Origin of the sequence: uncultured Campylobacter sp., from assembly GCF_938039205.1 — a bacterium.
GTDB lineage: Bacteria > Campylobacterota > Campylobacteria > Campylobacterales > Campylobacteraceae > Campylobacter_A.
In genome coordinates this window covers 36,032-51,005 of sequence record NZ_CALHVM010000049.1, presented here as the reverse complement: position 1 = coordinate 51,005, position 14,974 = coordinate 36,032, and the positions used below count along the sequence as shown (strand labels likewise).

Below are 14,974 nucleotides of genomic sequence, written 5' to 3'. Positions count from 1 at the left end.
CTCCAAGTTTTTACATTATTATATCGTAAGTTTGCCCTGCGTATAGTATAAACATTCTAAGAAGTAATACTCCGACCACGCTAGCAAGCGCGCTAACGTAGAATGCAAACGCAGTATGAGCGATCTTTTTGCCCAGTGCGAAATTTAAAACTAGCGGTACGCAAAATCCTACGCCCACGACGCCGAGCCAAAATAGCTGAGCGTAACCGCCCTCGCTAAAGGCAATGCTGGCAGCTTTTTGCACGTCGCTTCCGGTGATGAGCGAAACGAAAATCATGCCGATTAGTAAAATTTCCATCGCTAAAACCGGCCACTCGACCGCGTGCAAGGTTTTTAGATCGCCGCCGTGCGGGTCGGCTTTAAAGAAAAGCGCGGCTATGAGGCTTGAGCCTGCGATACCGGCAGATAGGCCCGACGCCACGAAAAGCGCAGGTAAAACGGCAGTATTAAGGATAGGAAATCTAACTAAAACCGAGATCAAAAAGCCGGTATAGGCGCAGATAGCAACCGCAAAAAGAAGCGTAAGCGCAAGAAGCAGCGGACGAAGCGCGTTTACGATTTTCATCGCAAGCTCGAAAAGACCTTTTAAAAAGCTAAGATTGCGCGTCAAAAACTCTCTTAGGCAATCTTCAAACGCATAAAGGCAGGCAACGAAGCTAAGCGGGATATAGACGCAAAGTGCCGCAACGCCCACGGACATGACCGAGGTGAAGTTGTAATTAATCAAAATTTTCCAGAAAAGTAGCGGTCTCTCAAGGTCAGCTACCAGGCAGACCATACCGAGTAAAATCGTGACGAAAGATAGCAGCGACGCAGCCTTAAACAGTGGCGTGCTTTCGGTTTGCTTTTTGTAAAGCTTAACGAGAATCGCGACTATCAAAGCGCCGCCGCTCATACCCGCTAGCAAAAGATAAACCGCTATTGGCCAGCCCCACTCTACGCCGTGCGAGAAGGTCGCAGTGAAATTTATAGCTCCGTTCATATCACACCCCCAATCTAACCGCAGGAATATAGCGCAGGCTCGGCTTCGTGCCGCACTCAGGATGCATTCGCAGGCTGTCTTTTACGCGAAGTAGCTTGCTGATGTGCGAGCTTTCGTCGTTTAGATCGCCGAATACGATCGCCTCGTATCTGCACGCCTCGATGCAGGCGGGCTCGTGACCGTCTTTTAAATTCGTATCCAAGCAGAAGTTGCAGCTCTCTGCGGCTTTGGTATCGTGGTTTATGAAGCGCACGTCGTAAGGACAGGCGACGATGCAGTATTTACAGGCGATGCAGTCGTCGGTATTCATCGTCGTGATGCCGGTTTTTTCGTCCTTGTGACAGGCTTTCGTCGGGCAAACAGTCACGCATGGCGCATCCTCGCACTGCTGACAGGAAACCCTGACGTAGCGCTTTTCTTTCAAATTTAGCGGATCGGTTTTATCCTGGATAAAAAGCCTCATCTGGCCTTTTGGGACCAAATTTACCTTTTGACAGGCGACCTCGCAGTCGGTACAGCCGACGCATTTGTTCTGATCAAAGATCATGCCGTAGTGCGGCTTTTTGCCGTTTTCCGTTTGGGCGTCTAAATTTATACTCTTGCCCAGTACGCCAGTCGCTCCCGCAACCGCCGCGCCCGAAGCAAGGAATTTAAAAAACGTCCTTCTTGTATTTTGCTCTTTCATATTCTTCTCCATCCGTATGGATTAAATATCCTAAATTTATCTACCAACGCTACTTCCGTGGCTATGCGCGCCATGGAAATTGCGCGGCTGAGTTTCGCTTAGTTTTTTGGCTGCGCCGGCTAGTTCGCCAGGTTTTAGCGCCTTTACTAACTCGACTTCAAAAATCAGCGTCGAGCCGCCCGGTATCTCGTCTGCGCCCTCGTCTCCGTAAGCTAGGTGAGACGGGATGACGAATTTATATTTTGAGTTGCCGTTCATCATCATGAGGCCCTCTTGTAGGCCGTCTATTAAATTTACCATCGAAAGGATCGCAGGCTCGTTTCTAGAGTACGTATCGTCAAAAACTTTACCGTTTATGAGGTAAGCTTTATAGTTTAGCGCGACTACGCTCTCAGGTCTTGGTTTGTCGCCGTCGCCGACAGCCATGACTTCGTACTGAAGCCCTGATTTAGTCGTTTTGACCTTTTTGTTTTTGGCGTTTTTCGCCATAAATTCTTCGCCCTCTTTTAAATTTTTTTCAAGCGCTTTTTTTAGCGCGTCTTGGGTTAGCTTATTTAATTTTTCGTCCCTTTGATTGAGTAGAGAGATTATTTCTTCGTCCGTTAGTTTTTGTTCTTTTTTAAAGGCATCTGCAAAACCGTCTAAAATAGCCTTGCTGTCAAATTTAACGCCTAGGCTTTCTTGTTTTTTTAGTTGTGTGGAGATATAGGTTCCGGTTGAAATTCCGATACTGTATGATTCTTTTTGCTCTTGCGTCATCGTCTCTTTATCCGCCGCGCTAGCGCACAAGACGCAACCGGCCGTTAGGCAAAGAGCTAAAATCGGGTTTTTGCTAAGTTTAAAACGCATAAATTTTACCTTATTAAATTTGGACGCCGCACTTTTGCGGCGTCCGTAATCGCATCATAAATTGTTATTTATGATTCTTTGGGCTTCTTTGATGTACTCTTTAGAAGCGTCGAGTCTTTGTTTTGTATATTTAAAGCCGTGCATACCCCATGAGCCGTCTTTTTGTAGCAAGTCAACTGTGTCTTGCGCTTTTTCGATTAGCTCATAAACTCTTGTCTTATCGCTAGGGCTTAGTTTCTTAGTTTCTAAGATAGCGTAAAGTCCCTCGATACCGATTTTGACTTGAGAGAAGTCGTTTTTAACAGGGGTTTGCCATCCCATTACTTCGTCGTAAACCTGTTTTTGGTTCTTGAAGTGTAGGGTAGGTTTTAGCTCAGATAGTACTGGGCTGTGGCAGCCTTTAGTATCTTGCATATCTTTATCCGCCCAAGACGTTCTAGCGCACGCCCACATTAGGTCAACGAAGTTATGTCCGTTTTTATCTCTTTGGAAGTGCCAATCTTTAGCGTCTCTTGGTCCTTTAGCAGCGTCGCCCGCAACTAGAGATTTTCTAGCTGGATCTACGTCGATCTTCCAGATGTGAGATCTTCTTTGAGTATCAAATCCAGCGTTGTCTTGGAACTGGATAGCATAGAAGTTCTCGCAGCTCATCATGAACGGCATGTGGCAAGATGCGCAAGTGTTGTCTTTGTGCGTATCGGCTCTAGAAGCGATATATGCTTGCTCTTTGTGGCAATCTTGACAATCTTTTCTGATTTTTGGTTTGGTGTAAAGCGCACTTAGGTAGCCTTGCTCTGAGTTATAGTTTACGCCCTTGATAGTCTTATCGCCTACAACCGGACCTGTGTTATCGTGAGGATCGTGGCAAGTGGTGCAGCGCATACCTTTATCGTAGTGAGCGGTAAAGTATGATTGTGAACCCTCAGATCCGCATCCTGGTCCCATTGATTTAAATTTAGAGCTTAGAGATAGGTCAAGCTTGCCTTGGTTTAGAGGATTGGCTCTAGCTAGGTCTGGGCTATAGTTAAATCTTTGGTGACAGCGTTCGCAGTTTGATGTTCTAAAGTTTGTAGCTCCGTCAAGGTGACCGCCGGCTCCGTGACACTCCTCACAGCTTACGCCTTTAGAGATAGTGTGTTTTTGAAGCTCTTTAGCATTACCTAGAGCCGCATAGAACTCTTTCTTGGTTTTAAAGTCAAATTTGAACGGGTGGCAAACTTCGCAGTAAGAAGCGTTTGCTTGGAAGAACATTGACTTTTTGTATTTAGCGGCGTATGAGGCTAGACCTCTGACGTATCCGCCGTTATCGCCGTAATCAGCTAGAGTTTCCGGAAAATCAGGAACGAAATCTTTGATTTTCTTAACCGTTTCAGGAGTTAAATTTAGCGCCCAAGTTCTTTGGAATTGGTTACCGCCTGCTACGATCTGACCGGTGCCGTCTCGTAGCAAACCGCCCTCTACGTGGTAAGTTCCTCGCAGCAACCACGCGTCTACGTAGCCGAATTTGGTTCTTAGGTGTCCGACGGTCGCATAAATAACGTCCGGAGTAATACCTTGAGGCAAGATGGACGCAGTGTCTGGGCTAAATACCGGATCGGTTAGGTTGTTGTTAACCTCAGGGTGCTCGCCAGGGAAGCGGATAGTAGTGGCGTGGCGCGATCTGCTCCATACCTCGTACTGCGCAGGGTGGCACTCGCCGCACTTTTCAGATCCTACGAATTTGTTAGGAAACTGCAAAGACGAACCCGCAGGTATCCTATACATCATAGAGCTGTAGCCTTTACCGCCGTCTCTTTTACTAGCTTTTGACATGTCAAAGCCGTGACCTTCGGCAAGCCACTCAAGTCCACGGTCGTGAACGTCTAGTTTACCGACTGTTTTGCCGCCGTATTTTGTGAAAATCGGGTGGTTTTTAAACAGCCACTCATACATCTCTTGCTCTTCTACGATATAGTCTTGCAAGGATATTACGCCTCTACTTTGAAGCGTACCTTTTGGGTTTGCTATGACGTCTCGCGCTTGTTGAGACATCTGCATGTTGTGTTCTTCGCAACAGGCTTGCGATGCGAAGACGCTAACGCCCATAAGCAAACCTAATAAGGTTTTACTTAAATTCCTCATTGCGCCCTCCTTATAAATTTTGGATCTAAAATCAAAAAGATTTCATACTGATAATGCTATCGTAAAAAGGGGGCGAAAAAAGGGGAATATTAATAAATTATGAATTTTTAAATTTAATAGTAAATACTACGCCGTTATTTATATTTTGCGCGCAAATTCGGGCGTTATTTTTTTCGGCTATTACCTTGCTCATATATAGTCCAAGCCCGCTACCTGATTTTTTCGTAGTAAAATGCGGCTTGAAAATTTTATTTATCACCGCTTTATCTATATTGCCGGCGTTATTTTCGAGCGTTATCGCGCGTTCTCCGTTTTGCAAAAGGGCTGTTATTAAAATTTGCCATCGGTTTGCTTGCGCCCGCTCTTGCGGCGCGTTTAAAAATGCTTCTTTGGCGTTATTTATAATGTTAATTAAAATTTGAATAAGTTCGTTTATGTTGCCGTAAAGCGTAAAATTTTCTTTTATTTCGACTTTTACGTCGATGACGTGCTTTTTGAGCGTCGCGTTTAAAATTTTACAAGCCTGTTCTATGGCCTGTTTTACGTCAAATTCGCTCTTTGGCATATTTGGATTAAAGAAATTTTTAAAATCCTCGATAGTGCTGGACATAAATTTGACCTGCTCGTTTGCTTCCTCGATGGCCTCTTTTAGCCTCTGTTCGCTTAGCTTGCCTCGCTCGGAGTAAAGCTCCAAATTTACCAGAGTCGAGCTGATCTGCGCTAGAGGCTGGCGCCACTGGTGCGAGATATTTCCGATCATTTCGCCCATCGAGGCCAGGCGGCTTTGATTTATCATCAAAAGCTCGTTTTGCAACTTGGTTTTTTCGTTGCTTTTGTGGATTTTATAAACGAAAAATAAAAACGCCGCAAATATCGCCGTGATCGCCACGCCGCTAACGATAAATTCTTGTTTATGATAGAGCAAAATGCTTTTTACCGGGATTTTAAAGCTCACCATCGCTATCGTGTCGCCGACTTTGCCCTCGAAATTATTTAAATTTCCGTATTGTTCGAGCATTTTTTTAGGCGCGCTGTTTATGTTGTGACATTCGACGCATGACGGGTGGGAGTTTTTGATAGGAAGGCCGACGAAAAAGTATGAGGCGTTTTGGTCTTTGATTACGTCAGAGTAGACCTCGTATTTGCCCTCTTTAAACCCTTCTAAAATTTCATTTTCAAACTCCGTGCCTTCGTGCTCGGGATTTAGCGGATTCGTCGCCGTTAGCCTGTAGTCGTAGTTTATGTTTTTTTTGGCGAGCTGGATTTTGTAAATTTGACGCGTGATGTAGGATGAGGACATGAGTCTGGGGTCAAAAAGGTCTTTGTCTATGATGCCGTGATCTTTTAGCTCATCTATGAGCGGGCGCTGGACGGTAGAGATGTAGTCGCGTATGCCGTTCATCGCATCTAGCACGTAAACGGCCTCCTGCTTGGCGTCTTTTAGCGCAAGATCGCGGTAAAAGTTAAAAACCAAAACGGTAATGGCGCCGTATAAAACGACGAGCAGTAGGATAATAAATTTAAATTTGGACTTCACATAGATATCCTACGCCGTATAAATTTTTGATCGTGTCCTTGCCGATCTTGCGGCGCAGCTCTTTTACGATGGTTTTGATGGCTTCTTTGGTCGGCTGCTCAAATTCCCACATGTAGTCAAACAGCTGCTCGTAAGTGATCGTCTGGTTTTTGTTGTTTAAAAAATACTCCAAAAGCTTGCTCTCGCTTTTGGAGAGGTGACAGGCCTCTTCCTTTATATATATGATTTTTTTGCTAAAGTCGTATTTGAGGTCGTCGTTGATACTAAACATCGGCGTATGGTCGATAAGCTCCATCGCGACGTCTTCTAGCGCCTTTATAAAAGTGTCTTTGTCATAAGGTTTTGAGAGATATCTCGTGATCTTTAGCTCCACTGCGCGCCACAAGTACTCTTGCTCGGTGTGGCTTGAGATAATTACGATCGGGATTTTGCGATTTGCAGAGCGGATCTTTTTGGCTACCTCTAGTCCGTCCATGTGCGGGACGCTGACGTCTAGGACGAGCGCGTCGTATGAACCGCTCATAGCCTCATCTAGCGCCTCGATGCCGTCGCTTACGCCTTTTACTTCGGCAAAAAACAGCTCGAGAGAGTCGATCATATTTTTTAATATATATGGTTCATCCTCTAAACAAAGGACTTTTTTGTTGGATAAAACGTCTAAAACGGAGTAATCTTGCATCTTTTTCCCGTACTAAATTTTGCCGATACTAACACAAGCAAGCTTAAAATACTATTTTCAGAGGTTGCGATATTAACTATAAAACATAAATTAATCAAAGTTTTTGATGATGTAAAATTTGGGGAAGAAATTTAAAGATGGTGGAGTTAAGCGGGATCGAACCGCCGACCTCTTGAATGCCATTCAAGCGCTCTCCCAGCTGAGCTATAACCCCAATTGTCGAAAAGATTTTGGAATTATATCATTTTTATCTTACGAAATTTTGAAATTTGACGAAATAAAATAAAATTTTAAGCAAAAATCAGCTAAAATCTCATTTTTCAAACAAAATGCGGGAATAGCTCAGGGGTAGAGCACAACCTTGCCAAGGTTGGGGTCGCGAGTTCGAATCTCGTTTCCCGCTCCATCGGTTTTAAATTTAGGGAATTTTTGCCCGGGTGGCGGAATGGTAGACGCAAGGGACTTAAAATCCCTCGGTAATTTTTACCGTACCGGTTCAAGTCCGGTTTCGGGCACCATTGACTTTTAGGCGACATAGCCAAGTGGTAAGGCATGAGCCTGCAAAGCTTTGATCCCCGGTTCGAATCCGGGTGTCGCCTCCAAAAATTATAAGGAGAGAAAATGCGTTATTTACTAGTGCTATTATCTGCCGCTTTGTTTATGGTTGGCTGTTCAAATACTTGGCGCGGAGCCAAAGAGGACACAAATAACGCCGTTGAATGGTCAAAGGAAAAAGTCAACAAAGGCGCTTCCTACGTTAAGGAAAAAACCGAATAAATTTGGCTATAATTAGCCAAAATATTTTTACGGGAGATGGCTGAGCGGTCGAAAGCGGCGGTCTTGAAAACCGTTGAGGTGTGAAAGCCTCCTGGGGTTCGAATCCCTATCTCCCGGCCACTATTTAATTATTGTATTAACTCCTAATATATGAGTATCCCCAACTTTTAGTTGTATTTTTTTAAATTTTAGTAATTTTTTTTGATTTTATCGCGTGTATTATTTGCAGTTAAAGTAATAAATTCTAGCGAGTAACCCCGAATAAAACACAATTATTAACCACTAGCCTAAGGCAAAGCCACCAAATATAAATATCGGCATCGTTTGGAGATTCGCCGACTAGTCCGTGACATATTTTATTTCTGTAGTTTAGCCCCATCGGCTCCGTTAGTAGAAATTTTAGCTCTTCCGTCAAATCTCTCCCGAGCAATTCATATATTTTTGGTTCTTGTAAAAGCGAGTTTATGCTTTTTTCCGATTCTACGCCGTATTCATCGATAGTAGTCGTAGGAATTTTTTCTTGTTGTAGCAAAATTCTCGTCAAATGCTCTATTTGAGGTATCAGCAAATGACTTGAAACCAAAAAATCTCTGTCAAAACCGTAATATAAACCTTGCGCCCAGATATCTGCCCTGCCAGCCGGAACCGTGCTAGAATTTCTGCAAATATCATAAATGAAGCGTATAGGCACTCTATGTTCCTCTAAAATTTGCCAAAATGCGGGCAGTATACTGCCGTCTACCGCCAACTTGACGTGTATATAGTATTCCTGGTACATTTCATGTTTTAATCGATCATCTTTTGTCGTTATTTGCGATGGTTTCCTTCCGTCGGTATCTACGTAAATTTGAGTAATAAAATTTGAAAGCAGAGACTCCTTTAAAATGCTCTCGGATGACTTTTTGATATCTTCATATAGCGGATTTGCTGTGATATTAGCTAGGCATAATATCGCTTCAGTTAGTTGCTTGCCTTTTACTGCTAGCTTTGCATTATTTTGATAGCGTGAAATATCAATCTTATCGGTAGCAATTAAGCTCATTTCACTTCCGATATCTTGATTATTTTGCTCTATCAGCTCGCGTATCTCGTCTATTTTTTGATCGATTCCTAGCCTATTTCTATCTTTTTTGGGAACGCTTCTAAGCTCTTTTAGCGCTTGCTCTAGATCTATTTTTGACGATATAGCGCCATTTCCTTTTGCTTTTTCTATTAAGATATTAGCTATTTTAAGTGCAGTTTCGGCTATTTTATGGCTATTTTCGAGCTTCCTATACCATTTTTGCGACTCTTGGTAATAGTCTATTGCTGCAATAAATTCTTCCTCTTTGGCAAAGGTATCGGCAAAATTTTCTAATTTTTCAGCTACGCTTGATTGCAGTTTTTTGTCTAGCTTAGCGATATCTAATAAATACGACATCCTTAAGCAGTAGTATTTATCGGCCGGTTCTGCCTTATTAAAACATTCTAAAATTTTATTCGATATTTCGGCGTATTGATTTTTTGTAATTTTAGATAGCTGCGATAGTCTAATAGCTCTTTCAAACGCATCTATCTTAAATTGATTTAGCGAGCTTGGCTCTAGAGATATTTTCGAGTACTCATTTGCGGCGATCTCTAAAAATTTAGTATTTTTGGGACTTTTTAAAATCCATAAAATATCGGCTATCCTTGATTTTAGTCTGCAATCGGTTATTTCATCCAAAATACTTTCGAAAAATTCCAAATCTTGCTCGGTAAAATCATCCAATATTGCCGGTCTGCCATTGCCCCAGATGCACCCGGCTTCGTACGGCTCGTTTAGGCTTCCGGGTTTTAAAGTCATAGAGCAAGCATTTCTTAATAAATAAAATACCTTGCTCGCTTTTAAATTTCCATTTCTAAAATTTTCCTTGCACAAGTCCGCAAATTTAAAACTGTAATCGTCAAAATATTTTGCGTCTTTGAGTATTTCGTTCAAGTTTATACCCAAAAAATTATCTTTAGTTATCGTTGTTTGCTGTATTTTTTCGATCAAATTTTATCCTTTTTAGACTAAATTTCTTACTCCGTCATCGCAAATTTGACCAATCTCGGCCGCGCGATACGTTCGTAGTCTTTCGTATTTAAAATGATAGAATGATCTAGCAAGCCTGCGTTAAAAGCAAGCTCGGCGTAGCGCGTAAATAAGTTAGGATCGGCGATTAGCTCTAACTCCTCGCAAAAGCTAAAGGGCGGAACGCTGCCGGGTACGCAGTCCGTTAGCCTCGCGACCTCGTCGGGGCTTGCTAGGCTAGCTCTTGATCCGCCAAGTGCGCGCGCGATGAGCTGTAAATCAGCCTTATAATCCGCCGGCAGTACCGCCAAAACATATCGTTTGGCGCCGCCACCTTTTATGGCGCAAACGAGCGCCTTTGCGCCCTGTCCTAGCTGCGTTCCGCGCGCTACGGCGACCTCGGCCGACGTTTTGGCGCTCGCATGAGATACGGTGCGAAAGTCTGCATTTTGCGCGCTTAGCAGCTCTTTTAGCTTCTCAAAAATTTGCTCGGACATCGTTATTCCTTTATTTAAAATTTAGTTTAAATTATACAGCAAATTTTTAAAACTGCCCTGCTCTTTTTTGGAAATTTAACAAGCTAAATGCATCTAAATTTGACCACATCTTGAGCCGCTTAAATTTAAATATTTTTGGCTATCATTTCGTAAATTTGCCTTAAAATAAACGTAAAGAAAAAGAGCAAATTTACAAAGGAAAAATCATGCAGATCGACAAAATCCAAATCGAAGCGGGTTGGAAAGAAGCGCTAAAAGATGAATTTTTGAGCGAAAATTTCGCCCGCATAAAGGAAAATTTCTTGCGCGCAAAGGCTACCGGCGAGGTCTATCCGCCAAACGCGCTGATATTTAACGCCTTTAATCTCACGCCGTTCAATACCGTCAAAGTCGTGATCCTGGGCCAAGACCCGTACCACGGCGCGGGTCAGGCGATGGGGCTAAGCTTCTCCGTGCCGCACGGCGTTAAAATTCCGCCGAGCCTCGCCAACATCTACAAAGAAATCCGCGACGATTTGGGCGTAACGGAGCCAAACTCTGGCGATCTGAGTTACTGGGCGAAGCAGGGCGTGCTACTGCTAAATGCGACGCTAAGCGTTAGTGCAGGACAGGCTAACTCGCACTCGAATTTCGGCTGGCAGGAGTTTACGGACGCTGCGATCAGGAAGCTTAGCGAACGCGCCCAGAACGTCGTTTTCATGCTCTGGGGTAACCCGGCTAAGGCCAAAATCCCTCTCATCGACGCTAACAAACACCTTGTACTAACGGCGGCTCATCCAAGCCCGTTAGCACGCGGCGCGTTTTTTGGCTGCAGGCACTTTTCAAAGGCGAATTTGTATCTCGCCGAGCACGGCAAAGCGCCGATAGATTGGGATTTAAATAACGCTAGTTAGGGTGCTTTTATGCGGCTGCGACAAAACGAGCTTTTATGATTTGGCTAAAACTAGTTTGCAAAATTTGGTAAGCATGCGGTTTTAATTGCGCCAGGCTACGTCAAATTTGCATTCAAAAGCTTGCCAGACTAGGTTTGGCGGGTTTCAAATTTGATTGTAGAGCTTTTGGCTTTGCTAGGCAAAAGCGACTCAAATTTGTCTATACAAACGCCTACTTTTGCGCCTTTTCCGCTCTCATCTCATCTAACATGGATTTTATCTTGGCCGATTCGCGCTCACAAAATTTCTCGTCGCCGCTTTGTATGATTAGCGCTGCTTGGCCCTCCTGAGCTTTTTGCAGCTCGCTAAATTTGAGCTCAAAGAGCCTAAAGGCCTGCGGATCGTCTTTTAGCTGCTTAGATTTTATTTCATAAAGCTCGTTTAGGTAAATTTTGCTTTGATTCACGTACTCCTCGCATGCGTTTTGAGCGCCTAAAGCCAGTGTACCCAGAGCGTAAAATATCAATATTTTTCTCATCGCCGTCCTTTAAATTTGCGAAATTATACACTTTTTTAGGTTTTAAATTTTATAATTTTCAAAAATTTAAAGGTGGAAAATGAGACGAAAAGATAGAGAACTAACCGCGCAAGAAGGGCTTGCGATCATCGATGCGTGCGAATACGGCACGATCTCTTGCATTGGTGAGGCGGGCGAGATCTTTAGCGTGCCAATCTCGGTCGTGCGCGAGGGCGAGAGCGTGTTTTTGCACGGCGCGCCTGCAGGCTCTAAGGCAAAGCTACTAAAAGATGGCAAGAGCGTGACGCTAGTTTGCGTGAGCTACGCGCGGGTACCGGTTCTAACAGACGAGCAGCTAGATGCGATCAAGGACGACGGTAAGGCGCTTGGCGCGAAAGTCTTTACGACCGAATACAAATCCGCCGTCGCCATGACCAAGGCTTACGCCGTGACGGACGAGGCGGCGAGGCTGCACGCGCTGCGGCTACTTAGCAAAAAATACACGCCAAACTACATGCGTACCTTCGACGTCGCGGCAGCTCACGGGCTAAAAGCGATGAATATCTACGAGCTAAAGATCGCGAGCATAACGGCAAAGGCGAAGATTATTCGGGATTAAATTTGCGCTTTGGGGCGGCAAATTTGATAAATATATAAAATTTGGATAGTAACTAAGAATTTGAAAAAACAAAAAATCCCTCCAAGCGGAGGGATAAAAATTATTTAGGTAGCGTAGCTATAACTTGCTTCATTTGTTCAAGGGCAGGTTTGCAAGCGGCCTCTTGTGAGTCTTGCGGAAGCTGAGCGAACTGGGCTTTTTGATCTTCGTAAGTAGATTTCATAGCCGCCATTTGCGGGTTGTCTTTAGTTTTTTCGACGAACTCGTTGACTAGCTTAAAGTACTCTTCGCAAGAAGGCGAAAGCTCAACCGTGGCAGCGGCATTTGCGCCCATTACGCCAAGGGCGGCGATTACTAACAATGACTTTTTCATATATTCTCCTTAGATGAAATAGGCGGGCATTATATCCTTTTTCTTTCCTTTTTTCGTAAATCAAATTTAAAAATCTCGTTAAAAATAAAAGTTAATTTAAATAAAAAATAGATAAAATTATACCTATTATCAATTTCTTAATATAAAGGGGATGTTATGGGTAAATTTAGCATTATTGCGGCTGTAGTTTTACTGAGTGCAGCCTCGGCTCTCGCACAGACGGGAGGAGTGGATGGCAAATTTAAGCGAGCCGACAGCAATGCAACCGGATCTGTAAAGCTAGATATGGTTTCCGTCACGGCAAATAGGAGTGAAACAGACGTCGCTAAATACGCCGGCCAGGTCAGCGTCCTAAATCAAAACGACCTGGTAAAATCGCCGTCCGTCATCGACGCCCTTGGCTCGGTGCCCGGCGTAATGCTCGGAAACGACCACGGTAGACAAGTCGGCCAGTACTACAACATCCGCGGCTTTGGTTATCAAAGTGAAGCGCGCGTCATCATCGAACAAGACGGTATCAAGCGCTCGCCTTCGCTTTTTTCTAATCAAATTTCAACCTTTCGCGTGGATAATGACTTGCTAAAACGCGTCGAGGTCGTAAAGGGCGCTAGCTCCGTGCTGCACGGCAGCGGCGCGATCGGCGGTATCGTTAGTATGAGAACCAAGGACGTGAGCGACTTTATAAACCCGGGCAGCGACTACGGCGTCACGATCGGCCACCGCCAAGAGAGCAACCACATGAACTCAAATCGAGCCGCCATCGCAGCTAAACCTACGGAAAATTTCGGCATTTTACTCTATGGCAAGCACGCGGATTTCGGCAAGATAAAGATGGCTAGAGACGGCAAACGCTCGGGCGTGAAATACGCGGAAAACGACGAGCAGGTAAACACCGTCTTTGCCAAAGCCGAGTGGGCGATAACCGACGAGCATGCTTTGGAGGCTAGCGTATTTAACTATCACGAAAAATTCTCCTCCTCGCCTTGGCAGTCGCTTTTCTGGAGCGAGGACGCGGAGCTACCTACCTCGGGACGTCTAAAACAGCGAGACTATAGCGTGATATACAAATACACTCCGCTAAATAACAGGTGGATAAATTTCTCCGCTCAGTACTACAACGCAAAAGCCCTAAATCACAGGATCAGAACAGGCTTTAGTAGAGGCAATCCCGTCTACATCGACTACAAAAACAAAGACGACAGATGGGGCGTCAGGCTCAAAAACGAAAGCCTCTTTGACACCGGCATGCTAGAGCACAGGCTGGTTACCGGCATCGACTACGAACACAGAAAAGAGGACGCGATATTTTGGTACAACGGCGCGCTTAGCGACTTCGGTTCGTTTCCGAATTTTTACAAAGACCTCGGTATCTACGCGCAAGATGTATTTAGCGTAGGTAGATTTGAGTTTACTCTGGGCGGCAGGTTTGATAAATTTAAACGCGGAGTCAAAAGCGGCGATCGCAACTCATACTCCGAGTCTAGATTTTCCCCAAAACTCGGCCTTGCATACGAGGTCTTTGACGGCGTAAATTTACTCGCGGGTTATGCGGAGACCTTTAGAGGACCTACTCCAAACGAAACGTCATCGGCCGGCCCGTTAAATCCGCACTACTGGTACATACCAAACCCAGACCTAAAACCTGAAATCGCAAAAGAGTACGAAGTGGGCTTTTCTATCGACAAGCAGGGGCTTTTGGGCGATGACGAGCTGTATTTTAAGGCTACCTACTACGACGGCAACATCAAAGATATGATAAATTTAAAAGCGAGACCGGATAAAGGCAATCCGCCATTTGACGCCGAAGCGCCGGGCAGACGCTACGGTATGTACGAAAACGTCGATAATGCAAAGCGCCGAGGCGTCGAGATCGAGTCCAAATACGCGATAAACAACCTTACATTCTCGCTCGGATACGACCATACGAAAATTTACGACAAAGCGACCAAAAAGATACTCACCGTCTATGCTGATAAGCTAACTTTGGGCGCGATGTATAGATACGAGCCGTGGGGGCTTAGTCTGGGCGGCGACATGACGCATTGGTTTAGGCCTAACAACGACGAGAAATACTACGTCATGCGCGGCCAAAAATACGAATACGTAGACGAAACCTTTACTATCGTAAATTTTAAAGGCCGATGGGAGCCGAAAAATTTCGACAGCTATCTGCTAAACAAAGGGCTAAAAATCAGCTTTGGCGTAAACAATATCTTTAACAAAGAGTACATTTTCGCAAACGGATTTAAAAATACGACCAGAGTGGGCAAAGGCAGGAACTTCTACGTAGATTTTGAAAAGACGTTTTAAGTTTATGTTAGAGGCGATAAATCGCCTCTAAGTTTTATTATTTATAACTTACAAAGACTTCACTATTTTTTATTTGTATAAAAATATTTTTCTTGCAGCAGTCACATTTTTTGGTAAAAGA

The 14,974-nt window shown here is 44.3% G+C and carries 14 protein-coding genes and 5 tRNA genes; 8 read left to right on the top strand and 11 right to left on the bottom strand.

The window, feature by feature from the left end; genetic code table 11:
- Positions 1-10: 10 nt before the first annotated feature.
- The 7 genes from nrfD to Q0394_RS06980 all read right to left on the bottom strand — a co-directional run bounded on the left by nrfD (position 11) and on the right by Q0394_RS06980 (position 7,067).
- Complete coding sequence (gene nrfD, locus Q0394_RS07010; protein ID WP_298946399.1) at positions 11-982, bottom strand: NrfD/PsrC family molybdoenzyme membrane anchor subunit; 972 nt, start codon at positions 980-982, stop codon at positions 11-13.
- 1 nt (position 983) lies between these two features.
- Positions 984-1,667, bottom strand: a complete 684-nt coding sequence (locus Q0394_RS07005) for a 4Fe-4S dicluster domain-containing protein (RefSeq protein WP_298946398.1) — start codon at positions 1,665-1,667, stop codon at positions 984-986.
- A 36-nt stretch (positions 1,668-1,703) separates the two neighbouring features.
- Positions 1,704-2,516 carry an FKBP-type peptidyl-prolyl cis-trans isomerase N-terminal domain-containing protein gene (locus Q0394_RS07000; protein ID WP_298791448.1) on the bottom strand — a complete coding sequence of 271 codons (813 nt, stop codon included), beginning with the start codon at positions 2,514-2,516 and terminating at the stop codon, positions 1,704-1,706.
- A 54-nt stretch (positions 2,517-2,570) separates the two neighbouring features.
- Complete coding sequence (locus Q0394_RS06995) at positions 2,571-4,637, bottom strand: cytochrome C (RefSeq protein ID WP_298946397.1); 2,067 nt, start codon at positions 4,635-4,637, stop codon at positions 2,571-2,573.
- A 97-nt stretch (positions 4,638-4,734) separates the two neighbouring features.
- The gene (locus Q0394_RS06990; protein ID WP_298946396.1) at positions 4,735-6,174 is read right to left on the bottom strand and encodes a DUF3365 domain-containing protein; all 1,440 of its coding nucleotides are present in this window, start codon (positions 6,172-6,174) and stop codon (positions 4,735-4,737) included.
- Positions 6,158-6,853: a response regulator transcription factor gene (locus Q0394_RS06985; protein WP_298946395.1), complete on the bottom strand. Its 696-nt coding sequence runs from the start codon at positions 6,851-6,853 to the stop codon at positions 6,158-6,160. The genes Q0394_RS06990 and Q0394_RS06985 overlap by 17 nt, the downstream gene beginning before the upstream one ends.
- Before the next feature lie 138 nt (positions 6,854-6,991).
- A tRNA-Ala gene (locus tag Q0394_RS06980) sits at positions 6,992-7,067 on the bottom strand.
- A gap of 117 nt (positions 7,068-7,184) precedes the next feature.
- Between Q0394_RS06980 and Q0394_RS06975 the strand changes: the two genes are divergently transcribed.
- From Q0394_RS06975 to Q0394_RS06955, 5 genes are all read left to right on the top strand, one after another.
- Positions 7,185-7,259, top strand: a tRNA-Gly gene (locus Q0394_RS06975).
- Positions 7,260-7,284: 25 nt separating this feature from the next.
- Positions 7,285-7,371, top strand: a tRNA-Leu gene (locus tag Q0394_RS06970).
- Between the two features lie 10 nt (positions 7,372-7,381).
- A tRNA-Cys gene (locus Q0394_RS06965) sits at positions 7,382-7,455 on the top strand.
- Between the two features lie 19 nt (positions 7,456-7,474).
- Positions 7,475-7,630 (top strand): hypothetical protein, encoded by a 156-nt coding sequence (locus Q0394_RS06960; RefSeq protein WP_004321784.1) that lies wholly within the window; start codon positions 7,475-7,477, stop codon positions 7,628-7,630.
- Between the two features lie 30 nt (positions 7,631-7,660).
- Positions 7,661-7,750: transfer RNA gene (locus Q0394_RS06955), tRNA-Ser, on the top strand.
- Positions 7,751-7,874: 124 nt separating this feature from the next.
- Here Q0394_RS06955 and Q0394_RS06950 read toward each other — a convergent pair.
- Complete coding sequence (locus tag Q0394_RS06950; RefSeq protein ID WP_298946394.1) at positions 7,875-9,647, bottom strand: DUF4209 domain-containing protein; 1,773 nt, start codon at positions 9,645-9,647, stop codon at positions 7,875-7,877.
- A gap of 26 nt (positions 9,648-9,673) precedes the next feature.
- Positions 9,674-10,162 (bottom strand): YbaK/prolyl-tRNA synthetase associated domain-containing protein, encoded by a 489-nt coding sequence (locus Q0394_RS06945; protein ID WP_298946393.1) that lies wholly within the window; start codon positions 10,160-10,162, stop codon positions 9,674-9,676.
- A gap of 206 nt (positions 10,163-10,368) precedes the next feature.
- Here Q0394_RS06945 and ung point away from each other — a divergent pair, with 206 nt between their 5' ends.
- Positions 10,369-11,055 (top strand): uracil-DNA glycosylase, encoded by a 687-nt coding sequence (gene ung / locus Q0394_RS06940; RefSeq protein WP_298946392.1) that lies wholly within the window; start codon positions 10,369-10,371, stop codon positions 11,053-11,055.
- Positions 11,056-11,266: 211 nt separating this feature from the next.
- On the opposite strand, the gene Q0394_RS06935 is transcribed toward ung, so the two are convergent.
- Complete coding sequence (locus Q0394_RS06935) at positions 11,267-11,572, bottom strand: hypothetical protein (RefSeq protein WP_298791979.1); 306 nt, start codon at positions 11,570-11,572, stop codon at positions 11,267-11,269.
- A 79-nt stretch (positions 11,573-11,651) separates the two neighbouring features.
- Here Q0394_RS06935 and Q0394_RS06930 point away from each other — a divergent pair, with 79 nt between their 5' ends.
- Positions 11,652-12,170: a pyridoxamine 5'-phosphate oxidase family protein gene (locus tag Q0394_RS06930; protein ID WP_298946391.1), complete on the top strand. Its 519-nt coding sequence runs from the start codon at positions 11,652-11,654 to the stop codon at positions 12,168-12,170.
- A gap of 100 nt (positions 12,171-12,270) precedes the next feature.
- Here the strand turns inward: Q0394_RS06930 and Q0394_RS06925 are convergent, their stop codons facing one another.
- Positions 12,271-12,543 (bottom strand): DUF5339 family protein, encoded by a 273-nt coding sequence (locus Q0394_RS06925; protein WP_298946390.1) that lies wholly within the window; start codon positions 12,541-12,543, stop codon positions 12,271-12,273.
- A 156-nt stretch (positions 12,544-12,699) separates the two neighbouring features.
- On the opposite strand from Q0394_RS06925, the gene Q0394_RS06920 reads away from it, so the two are divergent.
- The gene (locus Q0394_RS06920) at positions 12,700-14,853 is read left to right on the top strand and encodes a TonB-dependent receptor (RefSeq protein WP_298946388.1); all 2,154 of its coding nucleotides are present in this window, start codon (positions 12,700-12,702) and stop codon (positions 14,851-14,853) included.
- Positions 14,854-14,974: the final 121 nt, after the last annotated feature.

Excerpts from the sequence above, each read along its gene's own strand:
- nrfD (WP_298946399.1), bottom strand. The coding sequence starts at position 982 with ATGAACGGAGCTATAAATTTCACTGCGACCTTCTCGCACGGCGTAGAG.
- Q0394_RS07005 (WP_298946398.1), bottom strand. The coding sequence starts at position 1,667 with ATGAAAGAGCAAAATACAAGAAGGACGTTTTTTAAATTCCTTGCTTCG.
- Q0394_RS07000 (WP_298791448.1), bottom strand. The coding sequence starts at position 2,516 with ATGCGTTTTAAACTTAGCAAAAACCCGATTTTAGCTCTTTGCCTAACG.
- Q0394_RS06995 (WP_298946397.1), bottom strand. The coding sequence starts at position 4,637 with ATGAGGAATTTAAGTAAAACCTTATTAGGTTTGCTTATGGGCGTTAGC.
- Q0394_RS06985 (WP_298946395.1), bottom strand. The coding sequence starts at position 6,853 with ATGCAAGATTACTCCGTTTTAGACGTTTTATCCAACAAAAAAGTCCTT.
- Q0394_RS06960 (WP_004321784.1), top strand. The coding sequence starts at position 7,475 with ATGCGTTATTTACTAGTGCTATTATCTGCCGCTTTGTTTATGGTTGGC.
- Q0394_RS06945 (WP_298946393.1), bottom strand. The coding sequence starts at position 10,162 with ATGTCCGAGCAAATTTTTGAGAAGCTAAAAGAGCTGCTAAGCGCGCAA.
- ung (WP_298946392.1), top strand. The coding sequence starts at position 10,369 with ATGCAGATCGACAAAATCCAAATCGAAGCGGGTTGGAAAGAAGCGCTA.
- Q0394_RS06935 (WP_298791979.1), bottom strand. The coding sequence starts at position 11,572 with ATGAGAAAAATATTGATATTTTACGCTCTGGGTACACTGGCTTTAGGC.
- Q0394_RS06930 (WP_298946391.1), top strand. The coding sequence starts at position 11,652 with ATGAGACGAAAAGATAGAGAACTAACCGCGCAAGAAGGGCTTGCGATC.
- Q0394_RS06925 (WP_298946390.1), bottom strand. The coding sequence starts at position 12,543 with ATGAAAAAGTCATTGTTAGTAATCGCCGCCCTTGGCGTAATGGGCGCA.
- Q0394_RS06920 (WP_298946388.1), top strand. The coding sequence starts at position 12,700 with ATGGGTAAATTTAGCATTATTGCGGCTGTAGTTTTACTGAGTGCAGCC.